The organism is Citrobacter sp. Igbk 16, from assembly GCF_028069755.1.
In the GTDB taxonomy this organism is placed as follows: Bacteria; Pseudomonadota; Gammaproteobacteria; order Enterobacterales; family Enterobacteriaceae; genus Citrobacter.
On record NZ_JANEWJ010000004.1, the window covers coordinates 81,936 to 107,651 of the forward strand.

General features: G+C 48.7%; 16 protein-coding genes and 3 pseudogenes. 5 read left to right on the plus strand and 14 right to left on the minus strand.

The genetic code is table 11. The features are described from left to right. The first annotated feature begins 106 nt into the window (after positions 1-106). Both NNO03_RS04535 and NNO03_RS04540 read left to right on the plus strand, forming a co-directional pair. On the plus strand, positions 107-283 hold the full coding sequence (locus NNO03_RS04535) for a hypothetical protein (RefSeq protein ID WP_226791914.1): 177 nt from the start codon (positions 107-109) through the stop codon (positions 281-283). 375 nt (positions 284-658) lie between these two features. Beyond that, positions 659-5,512 carry an ATP-binding protein gene (locus NNO03_RS04540; RefSeq protein ID WP_271448930.1) on the plus strand — a complete coding sequence of 1,618 codons (4,854 nt, stop codon included), beginning with the start codon at positions 659-661 and terminating at the stop codon, positions 5,510-5,512. A 90-nt stretch (positions 5,513-5,602) separates the two neighbouring features. Here NNO03_RS04540 and NNO03_RS04545 read toward each other — a convergent pair whose 3' ends face one another. Then, the gene (locus NNO03_RS04545; RefSeq protein WP_271448931.1) at positions 5,603-7,729 is read right to left on the minus strand and encodes a hypothetical protein; all 2,127 of its coding nucleotides are present in this window, start codon (positions 7,727-7,729) and stop codon (positions 5,603-5,605) included. Then, the gene (locus tag NNO03_RS04550) at positions 7,722-11,705 is read right to left on the minus strand and encodes a hypothetical protein (RefSeq protein WP_271448932.1); all 3,984 of its coding nucleotides are present in this window, start codon (positions 11,703-11,705) and stop codon (positions 7,722-7,724) included. Before NNO03_RS04550 ends, NNO03_RS04545 begins: the two co-directional genes overlap by 8 nt. Before the next feature lie 358 nt (positions 11,706-12,063). Here NNO03_RS04550 and NNO03_RS22725 point away from each other — a divergent pair, with 358 nt between their 5' ends. The 3 genes and pseudogenes from NNO03_RS22725 to NNO03_RS22780 all read left to right on the plus strand — a co-directional run bounded on the left by NNO03_RS22725 (position 12,064) and on the right by NNO03_RS22780 (position 12,844). Then, complete coding sequence (locus NNO03_RS22725) at positions 12,064-12,273, plus strand: hypothetical protein (protein WP_333908916.1); 210 nt, start codon at positions 12,064-12,066, stop codon at positions 12,271-12,273. Between the two features lie 75 nt (positions 12,274-12,348). Beyond that, a pseudogene (locus tag NNO03_RS04555) lies at positions 12,349-12,513 on the plus strand (Arm DNA-binding domain-containing protein); the annotation flags it as partial. A 118-nt stretch (positions 12,514-12,631) separates the two neighbouring features. Next, positions 12,632-12,844: an isocitrate lyase/phosphoenolpyruvate mutase family protein gene (locus NNO03_RS22780; RefSeq protein ID WP_369124576.1), complete on the plus strand. Its 213-nt coding sequence runs from the start codon at positions 12,632-12,634 to the stop codon at positions 12,842-12,844. A 137-nt stretch (positions 12,845-12,981) separates the two neighbouring features. On the opposite strand, the gene NNO03_RS04560 is transcribed toward NNO03_RS22780, so the two are convergent. The 12 genes and pseudogenes from NNO03_RS04560 to NNO03_RS04615 all read right to left on the minus strand — a co-directional run bounded on the left by NNO03_RS04560 (position 12,982) and on the right by NNO03_RS04615 (position 25,716). Further along, positions 12,982-13,461 (minus strand): hypothetical protein, encoded by a 480-nt coding sequence (locus tag NNO03_RS04560; RefSeq protein ID WP_271448933.1) that lies wholly within the window; start codon positions 13,459-13,461, stop codon positions 12,982-12,984. A 172-nt stretch (positions 13,462-13,633) separates the two neighbouring features. Next, a pseudogene (locus tag NNO03_RS04565) lies at positions 13,634-13,933 on the minus strand (VasL domain-containing protein); the annotation flags it as partial. Between the two features lie 61 nt (positions 13,934-13,994). Further along, the gene (gene tssE / locus NNO03_RS04570; RefSeq protein ID WP_271448934.1) at positions 13,995-14,450 is read right to left on the minus strand and encodes a type VI secretion system baseplate subunit TssE; all 456 of its coding nucleotides are present in this window, start codon (positions 14,448-14,450) and stop codon (positions 13,995-13,997) included. Positions 14,451-14,452: 2 nt separating this feature from the next. Beyond that, positions 14,453-14,992, minus strand: a complete 540-nt coding sequence (gene tssJ / locus NNO03_RS04575; protein ID WP_271448935.1) for a type VI secretion system lipoprotein TssJ — start codon at positions 14,990-14,992, stop codon at positions 14,453-14,455. Then, entirely contained in the window at positions 14,970-16,055 is a 1,086-nt protein-coding gene (gene tssG / locus NNO03_RS04580; RefSeq protein WP_271448936.1) for a type VI secretion system baseplate subunit TssG, read from the minus strand. Before tssG ends, tssJ begins: the two co-directional genes overlap by 23 nt. Then, the gene (gene tssF, locus NNO03_RS04585; RefSeq protein WP_271448937.1) at positions 16,019-17,779 is read right to left on the minus strand and encodes a type VI secretion system baseplate subunit TssF; all 1,761 of its coding nucleotides are present in this window, start codon (positions 17,777-17,779) and stop codon (positions 16,019-16,021) included. Before tssF ends, tssG begins: the two co-directional genes overlap by 37 nt. Positions 17,780-17,814: 35 nt before the next feature. After that, a pseudogene (locus tag NNO03_RS04590) lies at positions 17,815-18,402 on the minus strand (type VI secretion system domain-containing protein); the annotation flags it as partial. A gap of 154 nt (positions 18,403-18,556) precedes the next feature. Further along, a complete protein-coding gene (locus NNO03_RS04595; RefSeq protein WP_271448996.1) occupies positions 18,557-21,757 on the minus strand; it encodes an ImcF-related family protein in 3,201 nt (1,066 codons plus the stop codon). Between the two features lie 348 nt (positions 21,758-22,105). Further along, the gene (locus NNO03_RS04600) at positions 22,106-23,320 is read right to left on the minus strand and encodes a hypothetical protein (protein ID WP_271448938.1); all 1,215 of its coding nucleotides are present in this window, start codon (positions 23,318-23,320) and stop codon (positions 22,106-22,108) included. Beyond that, positions 23,320-23,586 carry a PAAR domain-containing protein gene (locus NNO03_RS04605; RefSeq protein ID WP_271448939.1) on the minus strand — a complete coding sequence of 89 codons (267 nt, stop codon included), beginning with the start codon at positions 23,584-23,586 and terminating at the stop codon, positions 23,320-23,322. Before NNO03_RS04605 ends, NNO03_RS04600 begins: the two co-directional genes overlap by 1 nt. Further along, positions 23,583-24,617, minus strand: a complete 1,035-nt coding sequence (locus NNO03_RS04610; protein WP_271448940.1) for a DUF6708 domain-containing protein — start codon at positions 24,615-24,617, stop codon at positions 23,583-23,585. Before NNO03_RS04610 ends, NNO03_RS04605 begins: the two co-directional genes overlap by 4 nt. Before the next feature lie 40 nt (positions 24,618-24,657). Beyond that, positions 24,658-25,716, minus strand: coding sequence for a DUF6708 domain-containing protein (locus NNO03_RS04615; RefSeq protein WP_271448941.1), 1,059 nt, complete (start codon positions 25,714-25,716; stop codon positions 24,658-24,660).

Below are 25,716 nucleotides of genomic sequence, written 5' to 3' on the forward strand. Positions count from 1 at the left end.
CCTCCAAATATTATATTTTAATATAACATCAATGGCAGTGGACGCACAATTTTTAGTCAAATTCATGATAATTTCCCTAGTGTGGCTAAGCGTGAAGGAGGCCTTAATGCGTCCTAAGTCAGATCCGCCAGTTTTCATAGGTGATATTGCTGGTAAAACGGCGACCATCCTGATAAATGAGGCGCTTCTTTCAGGTCATGATGCATTTCGTGCAGGCGGGAGCTTAGTTGGTAGTAAGAAGGTCGATAATAGAAAACTGCTTTTGCGGTTCAAAGGATTATGACAGAGCGGATAAACAAAATGCGGCGCAGCTTCCGTATCCGGCTAGCACCGGGGAAATATCAGCACTCGAGCGATTGAAGGGAACAGCAAATAACGGGTGTGCTTGAATGGAGATCGTAACCATAGGGACAGCGCCCTGTGACAGGTTTACAGTTCACCATTTCGGTATAGCCGAGCACAGGGAGCATCGTATGTCGTCTTTAACATTTCGGGATTGGATATCGCGATTGGTAATGGGCGGCAAGAGATCTCATTTGAGATACCAGTGTGTGGCAATGACCATTTTACACAGGTTGATATTTTTATCTCTTTGTTTTACCAACCGCTAGTCCGTAAAATGATCACCAGTACGACATTCATTATATGAAGGTGGATTTTGTCTGATACGAATCTTAATAGCCCCTCAAACGGTGGCGGCGCAGCGACCAGTAGCGGTATTGTATTTCAACAACAATTAGGAGCATTTTTTTCCGCTCAGATCCTGAGTAATGACAGACTAGATACATCATTCGCGTTAGGAGATGCAACACCTGTTCGGCTTCGTTTCGAAACTGAAGCGCCAGTTGATGATATTCTTGTGACAACGTCTGTGGGCGGATTTCTCGCAATTCAGGCAAAAACAACCGTCCCACTTTCAGACAATGAAAAGAGTCCTTTTTACCGGACAATTGAACAGTTCGTCCGACACTGGTTAACCTGTCGGGATGGTGATGGTTCTCTGGCGTGGAACCGCCCTCTGTCGCCAGAGAAAGATCGGCTAATTTTAGCCGTAAGCACCAAAGCATCAGCGACTGTTCGGACCGTTCTTTCCGCCGCGTTACGCCATCTTTCCCAGCAAAGCCGCGGAGCTATGAACAGGAAACAGAAATCAGCGTCTGATATTTTCGAACGCTGTGTGTTGACCGCATGGGGCCGAAGTACCACGGAGCCCCGGCCATCAGATCTGTTAGCCGAACTTGCCCGTCTGATTGTCGTTCACGTTGTTGATGTTGAAAATATCGCATCAACACTTCAGATGCGACTTAGCCGCAGCCTTGCCAGAGAAACTGACTCAGCAGCAGCCCTGAGTATTCTCGTCACCACCTGTGGGGAGATGATGTCCCGACGTGGTGGCTGTGATGCATTATTATTACGTAACATGCTGGCAGGAAAAGGAATTAAACTGACCGCACCGCCACAATATCAGGCGGATATCCATCAACTTATCCGCCATTCTCAGCACGTTGCTAATGTCTTGCAGCAGTATGAAACCATCGATAATCCCTCCGGCCAACCGCTTACTTTGCGCAGGGAATGCCAGGATGCAGTTGAGCAGGCTATACAGTCCGGCTCGCTATTAATTATTGGTGAACCCGGAGCCGGTAAAAGTGGCGTACTGAATGCGCTGGCCCGTAGCCTGCGCAATCGTGGGGACGATGTTCTTGAACTGGCGGTTGATCACTATTCGGTTGAGTCACTAGAAGGACTAAGTCGTGAACTCCGGCTAGATCATTGTCTGACTGAAGTGCTTGAAGCATGGGATGGTACGTCTCACGGCTGGCTGATTATTGATGCACTGGATGCGACCCGTGGGGGGAAAGGTGAGGCTGTTTTTCGTCCCCTAATTGAACAGGTACTGAATCAAAAGGGGCGATGGCGCGTTATTGCCTCCATTCGCAGTTTCGATTTACGTATGGGGGTGAAGCTTCGCGATCTGTTTAAGGGTCATCCTCCAGTGACGGAACGTGCCGATACGCAGTTTTCTACGGTTCGCCATATTGTTATTCCACGCTGGTCAGATAACGAATTCAGTCAGTTACTGGAACAATCTTCGGCGCTGACAGCAGCACTTAAGCAGCTTTCTGACAGGCTTCGCGATTTAGCAAAAGTACCGTTTAATACACGATTGCTGGCCGACCTGGTTTCGCAATATGCGGATATTAATCTGAGTCGTATTTCATCCCAGAGCGAATTATTAAAACTCTACTGGCAGTACCGCGTTGAGAAACATGGGCTGAACGCCCGGCAGTGTCTTAAGGCTCTGGTTGATCATATGATTGCCACACGTTCACTCAGGGCTCCATCCCTGTTGACGGGCGCAGATGCCGATATGATTGATATACTCTCTCGTGAAGGCGTTGTCGTCAGGGAGGCTAACGATCGCTGGGTACAGTTTCGTCATCATCTGCTCTTTGACTATGCTGCGGCAAAAATATCATTCGATCCGGACGCACTCATTGCGGGAACCTTGCGTTTCCCTAAGCAGCAGGCTCAGGGGTTGTTGCTTTCTCCCGCACTGGGTTTTGTGCTCCAGGAAATCTGGGATTATAACGAAGATCATCACGGTTTCTGGCAAGCGGTCAGTCATCTGGTTAATGATAGCGATGGCGATCCCATTATCCGTAGTTCAACAGGCCGAATTGCGGCTGAATATCCTGTTGCACAACACGACCTGCTCTGGCTCGCTAAACGTGTGGGAATGGACGATCAGAACGTTATTTCCACGCTCAGTCATCTCTGTGGGGCGCTGGCAATTCGGTTTGAAGATGAAAAAGAAGTGGCTCTGCTTCCGTGGGTATATCTGGTCTCTGCTTTAACGCCTGACATCAATAAAGTCGCGGAGACGTTGCGATTTTTGCTGCATCCGCTTACTAAGCAGGTGACTGATCCTGATCTACGCAATATTCTGGGTACAGCCTGCCGCGCCGTGCTTTCTTATGGCCTTAAGCAGAGTGAGCCGGGCTATTTTGTCAGAAGTGCTATACCTCTCGTTGCAGAAACGATCAATACCGATGTTGATTCATCTTGCCGTTTACTGGAGCAAATTATTTCCGTCGAACGTCTCCAGCGTTTTGGTTCAGAGGAAATACCCATACTCTGTTACAACATCAAGAAAATCGCAGATCGTGCACCTGAGTTTGTTGCCAAAGTATTCGAGTTTGTCTATCGCTACGATGTCACCGAAGAACGGGAAACAACGCTGGGGAACAGCCGAATTCTGCCTCTGAGATCAAACGCCCGACAGGACTATGAATCGGCTCGTTATTCCCTCGGTGAGTTTTTCTCCCATTTTCTCGAACAACATCCCGAACAGGCTGTTGATGCTGCCGTCAACGCTTTAAATGGATACGTTGCCCGGAACCATCCTGTCGATTCCCCTGTGATGCATTTATCCATTTCCGGGAATGATATCTCTCTTAAAGCCGATCACAGCCACATCTGGGCGTACAATCCTACAGGCGAACACGCGCATGACGGAGAAGTACTGGTTAAGAAACTATTTCAGCATTTGAAAAGCGCGGCTGAACCAGACGTGTTAGTTCTCGCAGAACTTATTCGTCAAAAAGCCTCACTGGCAATCTTCTGGGCCAGGCTCTTTCTGGCGGCAAATGAACGTAATGATAGCCTGGTTGATTTTCTCTGGCCCATTGCAGCGCAGGAAGCGTTTATCCGGAACGAAGATACTCGTAAAGATGCTATCGATTTGGTCAGCAAAGGAATTGCCCGGCGTCCACTGGAGGAACGGCAAATGCTGGAGAATGCAGCATTCCAGTATAATTTCTCTGACTATATTTATCCGGAAGAAGCAAAGAAACGACTGTTATATCGCCTTTTCAACGCGATTGGATCAGAGAATCTTTCTAATGAAGCCGCTCGGGACTTTCTGAAAAACACGCAGGAGGATGATGAAATATCAGGTAATAAAAGGCTTTTCGATATTTCTCCGGTCAACATTAGTACGGGTACACCTTATGATTTTATCGAAGGTCTGGATCGAAATGAGCCAGCCAATGCCATGCTTATCAGTGCTGTTAAAACCGCGAAAACTGCACTGGGGTTAACGACAAATAATACACTCTCCTCTGAATTATCACTGGAAGATGTTTTTGGCATTCTCGAGCCGCTTCGTGAACAACTCAATGCTGTAAATATTCATACCTATGTGCGCACAACTGCGGAGGATGTTATTGTTCGGGCCTGCGCTGCGGCTGTTGAACAGAAATTATTACCACCTGCTAATGACAACCAGGTAGATGAACTGACCCCTCATTTTTTGGACTTATTGCATATGACTTCTCGCGCAATATCTCCAACTGTCAATGAAGATACCGAGGATAACTTTGCCAACAGCGTTAGCTGGGGCTCTCCTTCACCGAGGATTGATGCTGCACGAATTTTCCTGGATATAATTCCTTTACGTCCTGACCTATATGACCGACTGAAACCTGATATCGAAAGGATGCTGATTGACCCTCACCCGGCAGTTCGTCTTCAGGCATCAACACGCCTGTTAAGGTTGTGGGATATTGCTCCGGAGAGCGTATGGCATTACCTGAATGAACGCGTGGAGCAGGAAATCAATACCGGCATAATAGAGCATATGGCTGGGGATGGAATCAGACGTCTGCTATATACCGATCCGACGCGTTCTTTCTGTCTTATCCAGAAACTGCTGGGACGTTTTAGTAACGATCCTGAACGTCAGCACCGCATTCGCAAGATAGTTAGCATCGATCTGGCAATTCTTTGGGGAGTCCATGAAATCAGGGAAGCATATGATATTCTTCAATGCTGGATGGTCGATCCCGCTATTTATAGCCATGAACTTAAACAAATTTTATTTACATTAAGGGATGGATTCGTTCTTGGCTATGCCGAACAGAGTACACCGAAGGACATTGGAATCAGACGTCGGGCGTTAGATATAGCCTATAGCATTATTGATGCTGCCGGAAAAAAACTGGAAGAGTATTCACCCCGCACTGATCTGACAGAGATCGAACTGGAAGACGTAAGACGCTGTTTTGCCATTATAGACGGAGCATGTCTGCAACTTCGCTTTGTTTGTGAAGGGAAACATAATCCTGAGAAACCATTAGCAGAAGAAGAACTTAAGAGATTTCTAAACGAAACTGAACTGCACATGCGGCGCATTGGTGATTTCAGCACGCCACACACTATTTACTACCTTCTGGAACTGCTGGAAACGCTTGTTCCTGTCGATCCTGCAAAATGTTTTGATCTGATGGCCCATGCATTACGTCACGGAACAAGGTTTGGTTTCCAGAACGATCATATGGGAATGAAACAGCTGGTAAAAATGATGGGGATGTTTCTTGCCGACTATAAAATCATTTTTGAAGAAGAACACCGACGTACCTGTTTGATAGAAAGTCTGGATATTTTTATGGATGCAGGCTGGCCATCTGCCAGGCGTTTGCTTTATAGGTTGCCGGAGTTGATTCAGTGAACGAACAGGTTCGATATTATCCGGTTTAAAAATATTCAGGCCATAACACATGGCCCGATCAATAATAACCCACATTAAACGCTGATAAAATTAGTTATGCAGCATCAGACGCGATATTTTTTCCAGAAGAGATGTCTGACTGACTTCATTATAACGGGTGGTATCGTAAGTTAAAGTTCGCAACAATAATTCAGTTGCTGGTTGCGTCATCACATCAGCCTCTTTACCGTCAAATGTTGTCGCCACCAGATTATAAACTAATGTTGCCCTATCCATAGTCTGGTTGGGCTGGTTGCTTTTAGTACAAAAAAGTAATGCTTCGTTACCTCGTTTTTCAATAAAGAGTTGTTGATACTGACTGACAGCATGACTTTTAGGTTTTGGCGTTAAGTAGTAAGGCAAACATGTTTTATCCGCTGCACCAAATTTATTAATTTTATCATGATTCTCTTCTGCTACCTGAAGAGAACAACGCTCCGCAGAACCTAATAATCTCGGAATACGAACAGTATTGTATCGCTTAATCACAACCTGATTTATTGCATCAACAAGATAGAAATCATCATCACGCAATTTATCAATACAATTGATATTCATCCCTGGAACATTATTACGGAAATCGATCTCATCGGTATATATTTTCGGCTCTGCGATATTCATTATGCCATGGCTGAATACTACGGGCGTAGCAACGCCATAAAAATCATTCCCTCTTCTGTTTCCGGAAGAAGAACACCGAATTGAGACAAGAATATACTCACCATCGTTAATGCTAAAACCGGTAAGTTTCTTTCTCACCAGCACAGCTTCTTTTAGCCAGAGTTCGCTGCGGATCATTTCCAACTTAGCGACAGATACAGGATTAAGAACTTTTTTAACCACTTGGGTAACAGGATCTTTTTTATTCTGTTCTATGGCTTCAATATTACATCCCTGAAAGACTCGCTGATAATTTTTCTCAAAATCAAGGATGAAATCCACTTTTAGCCTTGAATAATAATCTAACAGATTTTTTTTACCCGCTTTTGCCTCATTCAGTGCCTGCCAGGTAGAGTTTAAAAAGGTGTCTTCACCAAGAGAAATGCTGGACCCATTTATTTTTTTAGACTGATTCAGCACCAGATAGTTAATATTTTTATCAAGATCAATAAGTTCCTGAGGTGAAATTATATCTACTGCACCTAATTCTTTTTTCAGATAGTGAATAAATCGTTGGTGCGCTTCTGGTTCTTCGCCATTATCAAGATTGTCTATAATAACTAACGGGCGCTGAAGTGTTTTGATATTGGTCGTTAAAAAGTCTAACTGACTGTGGGTTGCACAAAAAACACGTGGTGAAAAAGCGATGTCAGCCTGAGACAGTATATCACCGAGCACGCTCTGAACCAGATTTTCTGCATGATTTTTGCAGCCAGAATAAGCTTTACTGGCAAAACGCATATAGGGCATTTTCCGGTATTTTCTACCATCTACTTTCTCAAGCAACTGCAATGATTTTTTACCCTTAATCAGAATCCGACCATAATCGCTGAGTAGACCAAGCTCTTCCGCTTTAGCTCTGAAGCAGATCCCTTTCAGGGTAAAAGTGAGGTCGCCATAATCCGGGCTGTAAAAGAGGTCACTTTGCAATGCATCGACGTAATAGTTTCCTCTCTTATCTGGCTCTTCTTTTTGTACGACGGCACCCAGAAAAATTTCGCTGTTATAAGCCCCATGACTCACATCAAAATACTTTCCGGCATTATCTAAAAAATGTAGTTTCAGACGCAGTCCGAGCACAGTTTGAGCAATTTTATATTGATCAAAGCCCTTTATTTTTAACTCATTAATCCATTGATGATACGGACGGGCATCTGGTGAAAGAAACATCACTAGATAGTTGTTTGCTTTTTTTAACGTTTGATACTGAAACTCCCTGTTATTCTTCACGCCTAGTTTTAAGGATAATAAATTTTGAATTTCTCTGTGCAATTCAATAAAAAAATCATCCCATTTCATGGAGTATTCTTTTACCTTGTTGATGCAGATTACATCAATTCCCCAATCATTTGTCGAGGATAATTGCAGAAGTTTTTCCAACATTATATCTGCAGTATCATGGATATCAAAGAGCTGTGTTCGTGCATTAGGTGCATAATCTGGAGACTGAAGCTCCCATTCGACAGACATCACAACATCCGTTTCATTATGCTGTTGATTATCAGTTACATCAGTCATAATTTACTCCTAAAAGATTAAGTAAGTATTGATTTATTCTTAATTCTGATTTTATTTTTGCATCATAAGGATTTTTGCCATTATCTTTTTCATAAGATGAAATATTTTTAAAAAGGTTATAATAACAGATCCCCTTATGGTTAGAATGTTCGGCACGAATATTGAGGCTGTTTAAAGCATATCGAGTATTAAGATAAACAACGTCAACACCATCAAACTGAGTTTTTTCTGTAATGATTTTCTGCAACTCACTGACTTTCCCCAATGAGTTATTATGCATTTTTTTCGCTAATTGTCGGTTATTTCCTTGCATTCGCCAGTTTTTTACATCGATTGCAACAATCCGGTTCTTGTTAATGCAATACACATCAAATAACTCATAACAATGATTATCCAGATAGTGCGATAGCTCTTGTGGTGGAATGGGCGTAATCTTCATTTCCTGGAGCACAAGGTGTAATTGCCATTCACCAATATTGCCAACTAGAAGTGGCATCAATGAAGGAATGGGGATGTGTTGTTGTAAAGCCGTGGCATCTAATCCAAGAATCTTCGCAAAAATACGCTGTTCAGTTCCGGATGACTCTTCAGCCATGGCTTCATGATATTGGGGTAAAAAATATTCTGGTTTGTATGGATTTGCTCCAGCTGAAATATCTGTTAATCCATAACCATCTAAGGTTTTAGCCAGTATTACATTTTTCAAATCGGCAGTACGCTCCAGATAAAAATGGCTAACACAGTCGCTAAGGTAAGCATTTTTCTTAATAATTGCGTTGCGTTTAAGACGCTTTATATATGACTGAGGATCGGTAAAACTGTCCCGGTGACGTAATGCTTCATTTAACTCAATTGCATCTCGATCACCTTGTCTTGCCAGCGGCAGAATTTTATTTTTCAGTTCAGCTTCAAAGTCGCTATACATATCTATTGCTTTAGCAACTTTATTTTCAAATTCGCTACGTTGACTATCGGAAGAAAAACTGGCTTTTAATAAATCCTTTTTTGAACGTTTGAACCATAGGTGGTTATGCAGACTCAGGGAAGCAAGTAACGATTGTGCATTTGGGTGACGATCCAAATCCCGAAAAACACACAATGCATTATGATGAACACCAGAAGGTAAACGAATAATCCCATTCATTTGGGCATCGCGCCGTTCCGTACGGCCAATAGTTTGCATTGCTATTTTATGAAGCTCGACGGTATGTTCAGTATTCAGCAATTGGGCCGCATCAGAATCAACTAGATCCGTATCGAAATCACCAACCTGACGAGGCACACTTCCATGAGCATAATGCTTGAGTAAGGTAATATAATTTTCCAGCGTGTTTCGCGATGGAGTTGCATTAATCTGACTCCAGTAGCTACCGCAGACCATTGCTAATTCATCAAAGTCAATTTGCTCTGAATCTGCTCCTGCGGGTTCTGGCGGTGCCGGATAAGTGACATAATAATTAAGCCCTGTCCCGGCCCCCTGGAAATGGGAAACCATGCATATTGCTAAATTTTGGTGATCAATTTGCAGATAGTCTCTTACCGGATCTTCCCGGTTGAGTTTTGAATCAAACATGACGACACGCAATCTATGCCGCTCAGCAAAAGGGGTGATTTCAAATACACGAGGTAAATCATTCCCCCGACGTGTTTCATTGTCAAGAATGGCAACCCCACGATAGGGATTTGCACTTAACTTATTGGCACGAAGAAAATTCCCTATAATCGCAAAAAAACGGCTACTGATCCCGATACATAAAATGTGCCGACCAGTATAAGCTGCAAGTAACATACACTGTAACTGGCGATGAAATTCTCGTTTATGATAGCGATTAAACTGAACTGCTGTAGAGAATGGTTCAAGCATTTTGAGCCAGAAACGATATGCATTCCTGAACTCAGACTCCTCGTTTTGTGGTAAAAACTCTAGTTCCTGATCGTCAAATACCTCCAGTGCTACAGGACGATGAAGGTTTCTGTTGTCACGGATCGCCGACAGGGGCGAGGCAGAATCAACATCCCGCTGCCTGATGAGATAGTTCAAGTCACGGGCGTATTTATCCAGAAACGGGCGGCTGTATTGCCCATTATACGTTGCAGGAAATCCTGCTGTAGCAGACAGTAAAATAATAGTATTACGTGTATTATAAAGTACACGTAATAATGCTATTTCGGGTAACTCCTTAATTAACTCCATCCGAAATTTGAGTAATACCCACCCCCTCAGTTGTTCAGCCTCAATTCTTACCTGTTCACGTGGCGAAAGGGAAAACAATGTTTTGGGTTGAAAATAGGTAAAAAATTCATCTATCAACTGTTCTTTCTGAGGCTCACTGGAAGATAAATGATCTATATCTCCTTTAATACTTTGGGCTTTACGAATGAAAACTGATAATGGGTTATTCTGATTTGCCATCTCCTGCTGTGCCAGCAAATCGCAGACATGTTTGGGTGTTTCCAACCGGGCAGAGGCTAATAATAGAGCAGTCAGTGTCTGATACAGTTCATATAAGTTAAATTCATCTGGAATTTTTTTGTCATCTTCAGAAACATAGACTTCAGTGTATGAATGACGCCCGTGACTACGTAAATGAATACGACGAAGATCTGACTCACGGTAAAATCGCTGAATCTGATAACTGAAAATATTACCAATTAACGCGATAACCTGCTCAGCATTACGACTATCGACGACGATATCAAGCAAACTATTTCTAAAGAGTCTGGTCAGCTTCTTAAGATCGAAATCAGGTCGTAAATCACATTGTAATAAGGCTTTGTTGATCTCATCGACATAATTTTTCAGAGGGGTATACCCTGGTGCTCTTTCATCTGAAGAACATTCATCTACATATTCCAGTACACGATGTAAAATTGCCAGTAACGAAGGAAGTTGCTGATCGTCGTTCATTAATGTCTGGCAAACATTCTGCTGGAAGATACGGTAGGCTTCGTGCTCTTCATCTAGAACTAATGTGAAACGAATATCACGTTGTGCAAAAGGTGAGTCTTCGTCGGTTATCCAATATTGCTCTTTTAAGCTCTCAATTCGCTGTGGATTAGTCTGGTTAGCAATCTCGCCTAATGGATTTACTTTGAGGCTTTTTTTTTGGCCCAGAACGTGGTCCAGTTGTTGTGAACTCAGGTGATAGTCGTCTTCTTTACCGCGTTTCAGTAACAGCACACTGCCATCGAACTTTTTCGTTGTAGCCAGCAGGATACATCGGCGATACAGTGCAATCTGAAATGGGAAAAGATGTTTAACCATTTCCGTAGCCAGTGCATATCGAGGATTAGTTGCTTCCCCATCAAGTAAAACCGTCAGATCCTGATTCAAGACATTAAGCATCGCCACAGTCGCTTCCTGTAAGCGACCTGCTAAATGAAAACTATTGAGACGTAACTCATCCTCCAGACGTTTTTGTTCAAACATTGCCCCTACTTTAATCTCTGTTTCCAGACGTACTTCCAAACTATTACGCGCATCAACTTCTGCTTTCAGGCGTTGAAAAATAAGCTGAATTTCACCCGACATCAATTCGTTGGCTTGCTTGATCCAGCGACGATAACGTTCCCGGTTTGTAGGTGTTTTCCCTTCAGGAGATTTGACCCATGACGTAAAACCAAGATCTGCGATATCCCCTTGCGAAAGATAAGGTAACAATTCAATCTTCTTATCTCGGGCGCGAGCGATGAGTTGTTCCGGGATGTCAATTTGTGATTTCAAGGGTGTGATAAACACCAGATTACGATGACTATTGCCAGGGTTGATTGCTGGATTTACGCTTTCGATGTATTGAGCGAAAACGTTATAGCTTTTACCGCTCGCCGTACCATCCTGGGATTGAATAAGTAGTGGTGTATCTGCTTCGGTAAAAGCATAAAACGTACCGGCCTGTTTTCTTGCTGCAGTAATGGCTTCTTTGACACTTTGTGGTAATGGAAGATGTCGAATGTTGTGATTTAGTTCGGATTGCATGTCTTCAATTCCTTCTGGCGCAACTGCATTTTGAAAATCGGGTATGGACGTATTAACGCACCAAACACAGCGTTAGAGGGCTATGTGAAATACTCGCTGAGACGGCTTGTATTCGAAAGGTGGTACGAGCACTTATTATGCTACGCCCAATCGCAACCGTTATGGTAGTTAAGTGCGTATTTTACCTGACATTATGCAAACATCAGAAACTTAATCCCATATTTTTATATGGTTAAAAATTCATGTCTGCTGCTGATTGATTTGCTTCGAATTGGTTCATATCTCACCGCTAAGCTACGTCTGGATATGCGGGCAAATATGGTATAGATGATATGCTGGTTCGTTGTACTTGGCTTGCATGACGGAAGGAAAAGTCAGTAGTAAAAAGGTGGTCATTCTGGTGGTCTTGACAAACAGGGAATTCAGGTTTAGCTTACTTATTAGCCCGTTACTGGCAAAGGCGATCCCAGTCAGAGGAGCCAAATTCTTGTTTCTATGCGCCTCAGCATGTCTCAATAACGTTTTGGTTCAGAGAGTTAGCGTAGAAAACTGTCTCATTTCGTATTGATTTATCTCTCCGCATCGGGACAAATTGGTGGTCTAATTTGGGGTCATTTCAGTTCGATAATGGAGTGACCACCACATGCCCCTTACTGACAGCAAAATACGCAACACAAAACCGTCCACATCCCCCTTTAAGCTTACTGATGCTCATGGATTGTACTTACTTATCAATCCGGGTAGTTCACGTCTCTGGTATCTCAAATACCACTTTAACAGTAAAGAATCCCGCATTGCATTAGGCTCCGATGACTGGCATCTTCAGGATCGTTTCCTTGATCCCCGCAGGAAAGAATTCTCAGACTGGGTCGGACTGAAATTAACATCCGGGCGATGTTTCCTATGATGCAATCTGGTCGAGTTCGTTGACAGACTCCACGCTGCGCGGCCTGCCGGACATTGAAATACTCACGCCCGGTAACAGATTACAGGGTATTCGCGAAATTTATGACGTGTGTTCCATACCATTGATCTACGACGCGGATACCGGCGGCAAACCGGAGTACTTTGCAGTTTATATCAAAATGCTTGAACGGGCTGGCGTGTCAGCTGTCGTATTGAAGATAAATGTGGGCTGAAAAAGAACTCTTTGCTGGGTAATTCAGTCAGCCAGCAACAGGAATCGATTGAAACGTTTTGCGATAAAATCCGTGTGGGTCGAATCCTGCCTGCGTTAATCCTGATGTATTACTGATCTTTATTTTTTCAGGCAATACTATCGATAGCCCGAAAAAAAGGCATCTTCCGTCATCATAATATTATGGTGTGACACCTGATAGGCCCCGCGAATAAACCAGCCACTATCTGGTGCCATACACAAATAAAACGACTGTCTTCCAGAGGCAGTGCCAGGCGCGTCAACGTTCATGGTGACACAACCTCTGTCCCCCGCCCGGCAGAGCTGCTCTGGAATAATACTGACGCTGCGGTTCCCGTTCCGTAATCTGATAGTATTAATTTCATAGCGACATACGCCACTGTTAAGGCTAAGTCCGACGGTACTCAGGTCATGGAGATATTTTTTCGCTATGATGACCTCAATCCCGGAGTCCTCAAACCACACATTTATCTGCTGCGCCAGGTCATCCATCCTTTGGCAGAACGCCTGAATTTCAGCCTCAGCCGATGTATTACTGTCCGGTGCACGATTGTTATTCTGCTGCATCTTCTTAAAAAAACGCTCTCTGACTGACACAATATTTCCCTGTACGAATTGATGGTATTAACTTTTATCCCGATGGGCGAAATCACTCCAGAGCTTTCTGTTTAAGCTACGCATAACGAGCCGTGAGTTGTTCCAGATGCCTTTCGGTCAGACGTTGCAGATCCAGCGACGTTTGATCCGGTTGTGCCATCAGGCGTAGCTGCTACTCCACCGGAACCACGCTGCTGAACGTCTGCATCATGGAAAAGACCGCCGATTTAAGTTCACTCACTGTCATATACTTGCCGCGCTTTTCGCCCAGCACATTCAGTTGGTTCGCAAGGTGTTGTAGCTGCGTCACCCCCTAATGCCAGCCAGTGAGGTTTTCCGGAGGAAGCACGGTGGCACCGACTCTCCGTTGCCACCGTTCAGCCAGTGATCCAGCCTGCTCCGGCCATAATATAATCACCTGCTGAATAACCTGATTGCCATAATCAATATTCCAGTCCGGCGGAAGGCGGGCAAGTCTGGGTAGCGTTCAGAGAATGTTGTCATGATGGTGGATTCGGTCAGAGGGAGAGAAGCTAGATTGCCGCGCGGGCGTCCAGGTAATGCTGCTGTTTCATGTGCCGGATTAAGATTTTACCCTCCGGCATAAACTCCGTGCCGTAGCGCACCAGCCCGACGCCTTTCAGCTCCGCGTCAATGGCGTAGCGCAGTTCGCCCGGCTGCGTTTGTTCCAGCAATACCACCGTCAGGCGTTGCAGGCGCGGCTCGTATTTCAGCAGCACAGTGGAGAGCTTCTCCATCAGTTCATGGGCTGTTCCCGGCATCCCCTGGAGGATTTTTGTCATATCCGGCAGACCGTAGTCCGGCAGGTGCGCCAGCGTACCTGCGCGGCAGTTAAGGATGCGCTGCATATTGTCCAGCACCGACAGGATGACCTGGTTTTCCTCACTGACCTGATGCAAATCGAGACCACCGGCAAAGTTGCCAAAGAAGGTTTCATACAGTGAGGGGGCGTTATGGCGTCCAGGCATACTCAGTCGTCCTTCAGGGGGTGCAGGGTCAGGCGGTTATGCCCGGCTTCGATGACGCGCGGGTTGTCCGGGTCGAGGTCATCGCGGGCGAGTACCAGCTTCCAGTCGTTCTTCGTCATATCCGGCTGACGGAACAGCCCTACCACCGCGACAAACTGCGCCTTTTCATCCAGCGGCATATCCAGACTGGCATCATCCCCCGGTTTAACAACCAGACTTCGGCTGGCAAGGATTTCCGTTCCCGGCGTATCATCGTCCTGCGTCAGCAGTTGCTGATAGACCGTTTTATCAAAGCTCTTACGGTCCTCAAGCTGGTAGACGCGCACCATCAGCGGCTCCGACAGTGAGGTATTTTCCTGCCCGTCGGTGTTCAGCGCCTGGCGGGCGGTAACGTCCAGATGCAGGGTCTTCACCTGTTTGTAAAAAATGGATTTCATGGCCGATGATGTGCCGTCGCTGACGCTCTGCGTCAGGCCACAGCCGGTCAGCAGCGCTGGCAGGAGCAGCAAAGGAAGTCGTTTAATCAACAGAGTACGCAACACGTCGGTTTCCTTGTGGTGTGACGGCAGGCGACATACCGCAGTAGCCCCCGGCCTCAATGGTGAATGTCGCAGGCAGGTCCGGCGGCACCTCATCGCCCTCCATGCCCAGCACCCCGGTCATACCGAGGATAAAGGGGGTTTCGCCCAGTACCGGGGCCGGTAACAACGGCGTCGGCACGGTAAGCTGAATACGCGCTTTATAGCGCCAGCCGAGATACACTCGCAGCAGCACCAGAAAGTCTGCATAAATCAGCCCTTCCGGCAGCCAGCCCTGCGCCTCAGCGTGGTCTTCGGTATACAGGCCAATCAGCAACTGGCTGCTGACCTCGGTGGTTTCATCGCCCAGCACCTGGTAGCCGTCGAGCAGAAAATCCTCGTCGCCGTAAAAACCCAGCGGCTTATCGATGTAAACCGTGCGCGGACAGTGCGGCGTCACCGTCGTCTGTGTATGGGGTGCCAGCAGCCGCACCAGCGCCTGAATCCCTTCTTCAGTACGGGCGGGCAGGCGCATCACGCTGAGCAGAGCAAGAAAGCGCGACAGCGGCGCGGTAATATGCCGCTCAGTACCGGGAATGCCCAGTCCGATAAGTCCCAGCAGACTCTGCGAGGTGTTGTCCCTGCCGCCAGGTTCAAACGTCGCCGGGTACGAATATTTGCGCCAGATGCGGTAAAACTGCGTCAGGATGCGGTGGTTAAAGATATCGAGAAACCCTTCCTGCGCTTCATGCCCCTCGCGCTGCTGGGCGATATCATCCAGCCAGGCAGTCGGCAGTGGCGAATCAACGCCGTACAGTCCATTGAAGGTGGTGCGCACCGTCGGCGGCGCATCCGGGTTCTCTTCGTTGTACTCCACCGCCTTCAGTTCACTGACCGGAAAGCCCATGCCCGGATGTGGACGAAAGCGTACCGGGTCATCCGCCAGATTAATCGTGCTGCCGAGCGGCGGTGCATCCGGGCGGTCTTTTTCCAGTAGCTGACAGAAACGGTAAAAATTGATGCGGTGGATATCCCGCTCAAGCCGTGGGCTCAGCCGGGAATACGGCGGTTGTGGTTCTCCTGCCATTCGAGACGCTCTCCGGTAGACTGAATAATGACAATCAGGCGGTTAAACAGGTGGATATCGGTATACAGCGCAAAGAAGCGGTTGAGCATTTCGCCAAACATACTGATATCGCCGTGACCGGCAAAGCCGTTGTCATCGAGAGTCACCTCTATCTGCACGCCGCGCAGAAAGTGTCCCTGCACAAAACGTTCTGTTTCGCTGTGTTTCACATCGACAATCGCCGCCAGACGACGGATGTTCATCTCACTGCCCGTCCAGTTATACAAAGACAGCGCCCCGCGCAGCACCTCGGCGTTATCCATCATCCACAGAAAGCTGCTGCCAAGGTGGCTCAGCACCCGCCAGTGAAAGCGGTCCTGGTCCGGCGGATAGCAGGGCAGCGTCGGCGCGCAGAGATTACGCACCTGAATACGTGAGGCCGTGGACTTCACCACCGTATCCAGCAGTGTACTCTGCAGCGCCCGGCGCGGGAGCTGGCCGTTGGTGCCGGTCAGGCTGAGCGACAGCTTTTCATCGTCCGGCACGGTATGGTTATCGAACGCCTCACCACCAAGAATCAGCCAGGTGTCGTGCAGCCCGGACGGGCCGCGTTTTACGCGGGTGTGGTAGTAATATTCCGGTGCGTCAACGCGCATCATCCCGCCCTTATGGCGGAAGCTGGTGAACGGCACATACACCTGATGACCGGAATGGCGCGACGAGGTGACCGAATCGACAGAATAAATTTCGGTATGCCCGTCCTGAACACGCATCGGGCGTAACAGGTACTCGGTCTGTAACGAGTCCAGATGCAGCGGGTCAGATTCGAGTGAAAACAGATTAATCACCGGCGCGCAGTGCAGTCGCAGATGTTTCTCCGAGAAGGTAAACTCATGCTGCCACTGCGTATCCAGCACCACATCAATTTCAAACCAGAGCATCTCTTCCGGAAAGTTCACGCTTTCCAGACCGCGCAGCGCCACCGACATAAATTTCTCGCGGAAGGTGAAGTACTCCAGCAACAGCTGATAGCCGCTGAAGCTGCCGCTTTCCGGCAACAGCGCTTCCTCCCGACTGAAACCGCAGACGGTAAAACGGGCGTCCAGCGCCCTGCGGTCAGTATCACCGGGGAAGCGAATACCCGTTTTTGCCACATTCAGGGTTAGTGCCTCGTGCAGCGCGCAGGCCAGCGGCGCATCGGCATTGAGGTACAGCGGGATGCGGCTTAAATCGATGTTGCTCCAGTCCGCCAGTTGCCCACACTCAAAACGCAGTGTGATAACAGAACGCCCGTCCGGTTCAGTACCGATACCCGCGCGGGAGAGCGATAATGGCAGCAGGGTCAGCGGCTGCGTGGTGGTATAACGGCAGCGGGTCTGTTTTTCACCAACAGGGCGCGAACGCACCTCAAAGCCCTTCGCCACCGCCACCGGCTCTTTCATCTCCCGCCAGTCGGCGGAAAACTCGACGATGGATAGCGACGGAATGGTGCGCAGGTAGTGCGGCCAGAGCATACTCACCAGCCCGCCGGTCAGTTCCGGCAGGTCATCGTCAAGTTTTTCCCGCAGGCGGCCCATCAGGAAGGCAAAGCCTTCGAACAGGCGCTCCACATACGGGTCGCGGGCGCCAGCTTTGTCGAGGTTTAAACTTGCCGCCCGGTCAGGATGGGCACGGGCAAATTCCTCGCCGGCTTCGCGCAGGTAGCGCATTTCAGCGTCAAAATAACGCAGGGTTAAGTCGTCCATTGAATATCTCAGATATCAGAGCATGAAAAAAAGTATCAGTTGCACAGTACGGCTGCTCTTGAGGGGGCGATAGTGATAAGTCCGGCCAGTAGTGATTCCATTTCCTCACTGCGTTCGGCCTTCATCCGCAACAGTTTCAGGCGTCTCGCCTTCACCTCAAACAGCAGTCCCGGCTCCCATTGCGTCAGGGTCAGGGTTGCCAAATACGTATCCAGTTCGCCCGGCAGATACAGGGCCAGTTCGTTTTTGCCAGTCTGTTCGGCAATACGCACCATCAGTAATCGCAGTAACCAGCGGCTTCGCGACGTGGTGATGCCGGGACGGCTCTGCAGCCAGGCCAACGCCGCGTCAGGACCTTCACTGTCGGCAAGCGCAAGCGCTTCCGGCTCCAGTTGCAAGATATCGTCGTCACCTGATGTTGTGGTGGAGTTGGTGGTGTGGTTGTCCTGCCAGCCCGCAGGATTATCCAGTACCTGCTGCTGTATCCAGTTCGGCGTCACCTCGTCAGCGAACGGCGTGCAGTCGTTAAAGGCCGGCGTCTCCAGTCCCGTCAGACGCGAGAGCAGCCCTTTCAGGTCAGCCTGAATAATGGCAGCATCTGCATCACGCCCGGATTTCGGCAACCGACTTTCCAGCGCAGCGTACAGGATGCCAAGTTGCGGGCACTCTTCTGTTTTCGTTTGTTCTGCGACCTGCCGGGTCAGCCACGGTGAGTCCGGGTCCGTCTTTCTGAACGTATCCGCACTTCTGAACACATCGGGACACTGGCGGCTGTATTCAGCCAGAACCCACTGTGCCGGATGGAATGTCGCCATTGTCATCATCCCCGTCAGTTGCGCTGAACGCCCCGGCAACGCTGTCTGCTGCGGACGCATTCACACTGAATATTTGTGCCGGAAGGCTGAAGTTACGCAGCTTCAGCAGTGAGAGCGGGCCATCACCCAGCTCTGTACGCAGCAGCCACTGGAGTTGCCGGTTGTCCGGCGCGGTCACGGTCAGCCGGTACAGGCCGTCGTTTTCCTTCTGTCGCTTCATCGTCTCCAGCAGCCGGATAGCGCCCCACGAGCCACTGTCGTTGGCAAACAATCGCGCGCCTGCCGCTGTTGAGGTCCAGGTCAGCATCGCGCCGGGCTTGTTCATCACCCCCGGCCAGCGGAAGCTCTGCCAGTCGGCAAGTTGGTTGAAATAATGCAGCGTCTGGCCGTCTATGGTCAGTTGCGTTTCAACAATCTCCGGCATTGCCACCCCCTGTATCTCAAAACTGATACCCTGGCTGCCGTCGGTAAACAGAATATCGGAGAGTTCGCTCAGATGATTAATCGCTTTCAGAAATGCCGGGCTGAATGCCAGTCCCTGGCTGTTCGTACTGTCCGCCACCCAGGTACTGCCCTCCCGATGCAGCACGCCACCCAACTGACTGGTCAGGAAACGGTCGATACGCCCGCTGTCACGACGAATAAACGCCGCCAGCATCGGCAGCGAGGCATCACTCTTTCCGGCTGCAAACGGGTAACGCCCGTCAAAGGCCGAGTGCCAGTTAGCGACAACCGAGCGCTGCCACGCGTCGTTGAGGCTGGCCGCCGACGGCTGTAACACCGTCTCCCATGCCTGGGTCAGCGGCTGAACAAACATCGTCTGCCCGAAACCGCTCCACTCTTCGCCGAGGCTTGCCGCCACCAGGCTGCCGTATTCACGGGTGTCGGTCAGGTCCACGCTTTTACCCTGGAAGACCGTCTGCGCCAGCTGCTGCATCATCGCCTGCGGGTCAGGGGCACTCGCCACCTGCTGGAGTCTGAGGCGCACGCGGGTCAGCCGTGTCAGGTATGTCTGCAGACTGAGCGTACTGTCTGCTGCCATCACGTTCTGCGCGCTGTTTTTCCCCATCAGCGCCAGCAGGGGGCCGAAAGTACCGTCCAGCGGGCTGACCGGCCCGGCGGCCTGCTGGTCAATCACCGGCTTCTCGTCCTGACCCAGCAGATTTTTCGCTGATTTCACCAGCGAATCAGATATCGCTTCTTTCTGCTGTCCGGTCTGCCCCTGGTACGCAAGGGTGTTCATCAGGGCAATCAGCGGCGACTGGCGGACATCGCCAGCCAGGGTCAACTGGTCGGTGACATCGGCGATATTGTGCGCCGGATTCAGCCGGATACTGTTGAGAAAGCCCAGCCACGCCCCGGCGAAATCAGTAAAGTAGCGGTCCGTCAGCCGCTGTTTAAGCGCTTCCGGGGACACATCGCCGGAGAGGGTTTTACGGTTGTCGCTCAGCACCCAGTCGATTTCATCGCGCCGTGAGGCCACGGCTTTATCAATCGCGTCCTGGATACCGCCCTCCCACGCCTGGCGGGTGAACATGCCCGGTACCGACTCCTGCGTGCTGAACAGACGGCTGGCGTCGGTCTGCGGGGTCATATCCTCAAGGGTCATGTCAGCATAGTTGCGCCGGACAGACGTCAGCATGTTCTCGTACAGGGTACTTTCGGCATTACGCTGGCCGATTTGTTCGAGTAACACCTGACGTACCTGGTTTACCAGCGCGGTATCGGGCGTGATTTTCCAGGCTGGCTGCGACGGCAGATTCTGCATGTAAAAACCCCATAAATCCGGCGCAATACTCTGCCACAGTGCCGTGGACATCCCCGGACGGGAGGGTTCGGTTGTTTTCATCACCTGAGCGTAAAACACCGGGTCGGCTTTGTCCGGCCGCACCATCATCAGGTACGCCTTCAACTGGTCGTAACCCGCTTTTGCCAGCGTCGTCCGTTGCGGGCTGCGCGGCGGCAGATTTGCCAGCACGCTAAGCTTTTGCGTCAGCACCTGCACTGTCGCATCACGTATCAGGCGGTTGTTCGCCTGTGTGTACCAGGGCATCAGTGCGGCAGCAAGCTGCACATTGTGGTCGAGACCGAAACTCTGGTACCAGGGCGCACCGTGTTCACTCTGAATCTGTAAACGTCCGATATCGTTACGCAGTAACTGTAACGCCATCAGTTGTTCATCATTAACAGCCGGGTGCTGCACCAGTTGCCGCGCCCGCTCCGTGGCGCTCACAATATGCTGGCGGTTGACCATAAAGGAGAGCAGACTGCCGGTGCCCCACAGGGCAATCAGCGCCAGCAGGATGACGCCGAGAGTGCGCTGCCACGGCATCCCCACCCGCACACCGCGCGCACGAATACAGTCTGCCGTCACGCCCTGCCACACCGCCGGGGCGGGCCAGCGATGGGGATGAAGATTTTCATCCGTCACCGGTTCTGCTGTCAGCGGCGGGCTGAACATCAGGCCGCGCAGCGGAACACGCTTCAGGTGCTCCGTCAGCCACGGCGTCAGCAGCGTGCGCCAGCGGGCAATGCCTTTCTCCTCAAGAGAGCGCCCGAAACGCAGCAGATAATCATGGGCCGGGTCAGCGTACATCTGCTGCATGCCCTGCTCACGCAGGGACGGCAGAATAGCGCGGAGTTGTCGCTCCACTGCATCCGGCGTGGCCCGCGCCGGGAACAGCGCCCCCACGGTCTGCGTAATACGCGTATCCTGCGACCAGTCACTGTCATGCACCTGCCACAGGTACACAGGAGGCTGCCAGTGCAGCACCTCCCCGACCTGCTCCAGAGTACGCAGGTGATTATCCAGCATACCGGAGGTTACCTGCGTCTCGCCCAGCGCCAGCACGATGCCGTCCAGAGGACGACTGCGGCGCAGTTTACGCAGGGCGGTCAGGCGTTCGGTATCCACCACAGATGACAAATTTCCGCCGTAAATCAGCACGGTACTGCTGCCCTCCAGCCACTGTTTCTCCGCAAGACCGGCAGCGATGGCGGCGATTTGCGCAGGTTCACCACAAACCAGTAGGAGGCGGACTTTACTGCGCCAGAAGCGGTTATAGCGACGGCGGAGATGGGCTTTCAAATACCGAATGCTGGCAACAGTAGAGGATTCTGCCTCAGCCTGATTCTGTATTGAATTGGTTCTATTCCCAGATATGAGAAATTTAGCCTGGCGGTAAGATTTTTTACCAAACAAATATGTCGTAATAAAAAAAACTATAATAAAAAGTAGCAATCCACCAGTCAGTGCCAGAGCCAATATAAATAGCCTTTCCAACCAGATAGAGTCTGAAGGAATCCCCAGTATAGTAGGTTCACTCCTGAGTATCAGACATGCTGCAATCCCCAAGCATAAAAGAATAAACAAGATAAACCACAACTGAAATGTTGTGTTTTTTATTCCCTGTAAAATACGTTTCACCTTTTCTCCCGACATAAAATAACTGGATAGAGAAATATCAGCAATGACTTACAACTTAAATGGCATGAGGAAATAATTTCGTAGCTACAGCTGTATTTGAGGCCTAACGACCAACGACCACAATAAATCATCGTGCTCAGACATACTGGCAATCAGTTGCGGTGAGGGATATCTATGATTTCCAGAAGCCAGAGCAATAGCAAGCCACGGAGATACACTCCCCGTAAAACCGCTCTTCATATCAATATCGATCAATTTCGCCTTTGTATCGTTCAATGGTAAACCGATATTATTAGCAACCTGCGTTTTCTCTTCATTTTTCGCCCCCATCCCTGACAACCATAGATACTCGATAGTTTCGAGATTGCTCTTTCCCCATAACAATGACTGCATCACTGATGCATTTAGTCCTGCATAAGTTGTTTTTTCCGGCCTGTGAATATGAGCTATATAATTTTTCAGTTGTGAATCGTCTTGTGTAGAGTGTAAAAGTAATGCTACTGCGGCTTCCCCTTCCCCATTATGTAATTTTGTTCTTAAATTTATTGATAAAACCAATAGATAATCCATGGTTCGAGGATTGTCCAGCCAATTATCAATATCGGCCAACCCAAATTGAGATGAAAACAAAATTTGTGCATACCCAGGCACAAGTAATTTAACTTCCTTCTTAATATCTGAAATAGTAACTGGCGCCAATGTAATATCACTATCGATCTGTAAAACCACAGTCAACCGCTTTGAAGCCTTACATTTCATTAACGCTGTCTGTAACGTTACGTCCTCAAGAAGTAACGTTAGCTCCCTGACTATTCTGATTAATAGAGGCAACCTGGCATCGCCAAATCTGGATTGATAGCTCACTATTTGCGTGACTTCATCCACCACTGTGGGTAACTCAACTCCCCTGGGTATTATAAACTGATCCGTCATGACACCAGACGTTACAACATGCGGCAAATGCGTACATACAGCTTCCAATGTCAGATAACGCTGCCCGCGCTGAATTTCATTCTCAATATCTTTTTCACGTTCATGATTCCAGCCATCAGTGAGCCATACGGATGTCAAATAGCTTAACCAGCGAATACCAAATATAAACAACCATATTATAAATGGTAAGCTAATAAAACAATTCCAGAATAATACGCCTCGCACTGTGCTATGTGAAGGCCACATCAATGAGGTAAAAAGCCCACCACAAACAATAAAAACGAGCAAAATAACCGACCATCGTTTTACGGATGGAGGTAATCTCCGCTTAGTTGCGGGAGGAATCACAGAAAGATCGACAGGCATTATTTACTCGTTGTAGCACAGCTTAGTGAGGAAATTAATGTGCAACCACAAGTACATTTATAATTATGAAACGCAACGGGTACACCATTATCTTTCATCGTAGGGTGGCCTTCCGCAATATATGATGGACTATGCCCTTCTATGGGACAACTGACCGAGTCACCTAAACGCGCCACACCCACCCCCTGAAATTTCATAGTCCCGGAACCGGACAGAACCTGCCCACCGTGCGTTGTTTTATCGCCAATACGAACGATGCCTTTCATTTCTTCACCTCCATCATGGCGCGTTTTTTATCCACCATGCTGTGCGACTTGTCCATTCCCAGCATCCAGCGCCAGAGCGAGCGGGGGTTGTGCACGGCGCTGATATCCCAGGGATCGTCCGGCGCAATCACACATCTGGCCTGCACCTCCTCACTCCAGCGCGGGAGCCGGCAGGTGTACATCGCAAAGACCCGGAACGGCCAGGCCGTCAGGTACAGCGCCATCAGAAAGGGCACCACGAAAAACGGTGCGCCGTAGGTGGCGCTGAACATCAGATACCAGTAGCCAAAGAATATTCCTTCCCGACGCCCTTCCACCGGCGGCATCAGTTTCAGCACGCTGGCGACCGCTTCCGGCCCTTCTTCCATATAACGGCGCACAAATTCCCAGTTGCGGTACAGGTCTTCACGCCGCGGCGCGGAAACCGACAGCGTGAACGTTTTCAGCACCGTTTTGCGATCTTCAGCCAGCACGTGTCCGCGAATATCATAATTCTTCCGCTTCATTACTTTATAGGTTACACAATCGCCGGTGGTGAAAAAGATGTCGTCCCAGGGGGCGCTGTAAACCTCTCTATCTACGCTGAATACATGCACCAGCCTGTTTTTCCGGTCAAACCTGACCGGATAATGCGTCCAGCGAAAACATTCAACCCTCATCATAAATGAACAGAACCATGCCAGAAGAAACGAAATAATTACTGCGCCAATGCCAAATCCCCAGAAGAAAAAATCTCTCTGATGCCCGGATAAGTACTCATGTATCATTGTTGATATAAAATCATATACACCCCAGGTAAAAAGAAGAAACAGAGCCAGGGAGGGAACAGTTAAAAAACCTTTTATCGCATACCACTTATCCACCACCTCCATATAACCCGAGCTAAGATGAATCACCGCCGCATCATCCATGACCTTCCTGCCACCCAGGTCTAATTTTTCATTCTGATGTAATTGATTAGCCAGTTCATCTTCAGTCAGTACAGGTGTAGCCCTGTACTTGTATTTGATCATTAACCCATCATAATCCATTTATTATCCCACCTGCATAATGTCTTTCAGACTCTGCATTTCAATCTGAAGCGTCTGAGACTTTTGTCACAGACATTATGGCCCGTTTTTTATCCACCATGCTGTGTGACTTGTCCATTCCCAGCATCCAGCGCCAGAGCGAGCGGGGGTTCTGTGCGGCGCTGATATCCCAGGGATCGTCCGGCGCAATCACACATCTGGCCTGCACCTCCTCACTCCAGCGCGGGATCCGGCAGGTGTACATCGCAAAGACCCGGAACGGCCAGGCCGTCAGGTACAGTGCCATCAGAAAGGGCACCACGAAAAACGGCGCGCCGTAGGTGGCGCTGAACATCAGATACCAGTAGCCAAAGAATATTCCTTCCCGACGCCCCTCCACTGGCGGCATCAGTTTCAGCACGCTGGCGACCGCTTCCGGTCCCTCTTCCATATAACGACGCACAAATTCCCAGTTGCGGTACAGGTCTTCACGCCGCGAAGCGGAAACCGACAGCGTGAACGTTTTCAGCACCGTTTTGCGATCTTCCGCCAGCACGTGTCCGCGAATATCGTAATACTTCCGCTTCGTTAATTTATGGGTCACGCAATCACCGGTAGTGAAAAAGATGTCGTCCCAGGGGGCACTGTAAACCTCCCCGTCCACGCTGAATACATGCACCAGCCTGTTTTTCCGGTCAAACCTGACCGGATAATGCGTCCAGCGAAAACATTCAACTCTGAGCATAAAATAACAGAGCAAAGAGGCCAGAATTGACACAAAAAGAGCAATAAAACCGATGGTATAAAACCATCCATCATAATCCTGCTGCAAAAAGAAATGAACAAACATATTATAGGGTATATAAATTACACCCATGGCAAAAAGCACAAGTAATGCCAGTGATGGTACGGTTAAAAAACCTTTTATCGCATACCACTTATCCACCACCTCCATATAATCCGAGCTAAGATGAATCACCGCCGCATCATCCATGACGTTCTTGTCACCCAAGTCTACTTTTTCATTCTGACGTAATTGATTACTTATTTCATCATCTGTTAACTCTATATCAGGAAATCTGTTTTTGTCATATTTGAACATCAGACCATCATAATCCAT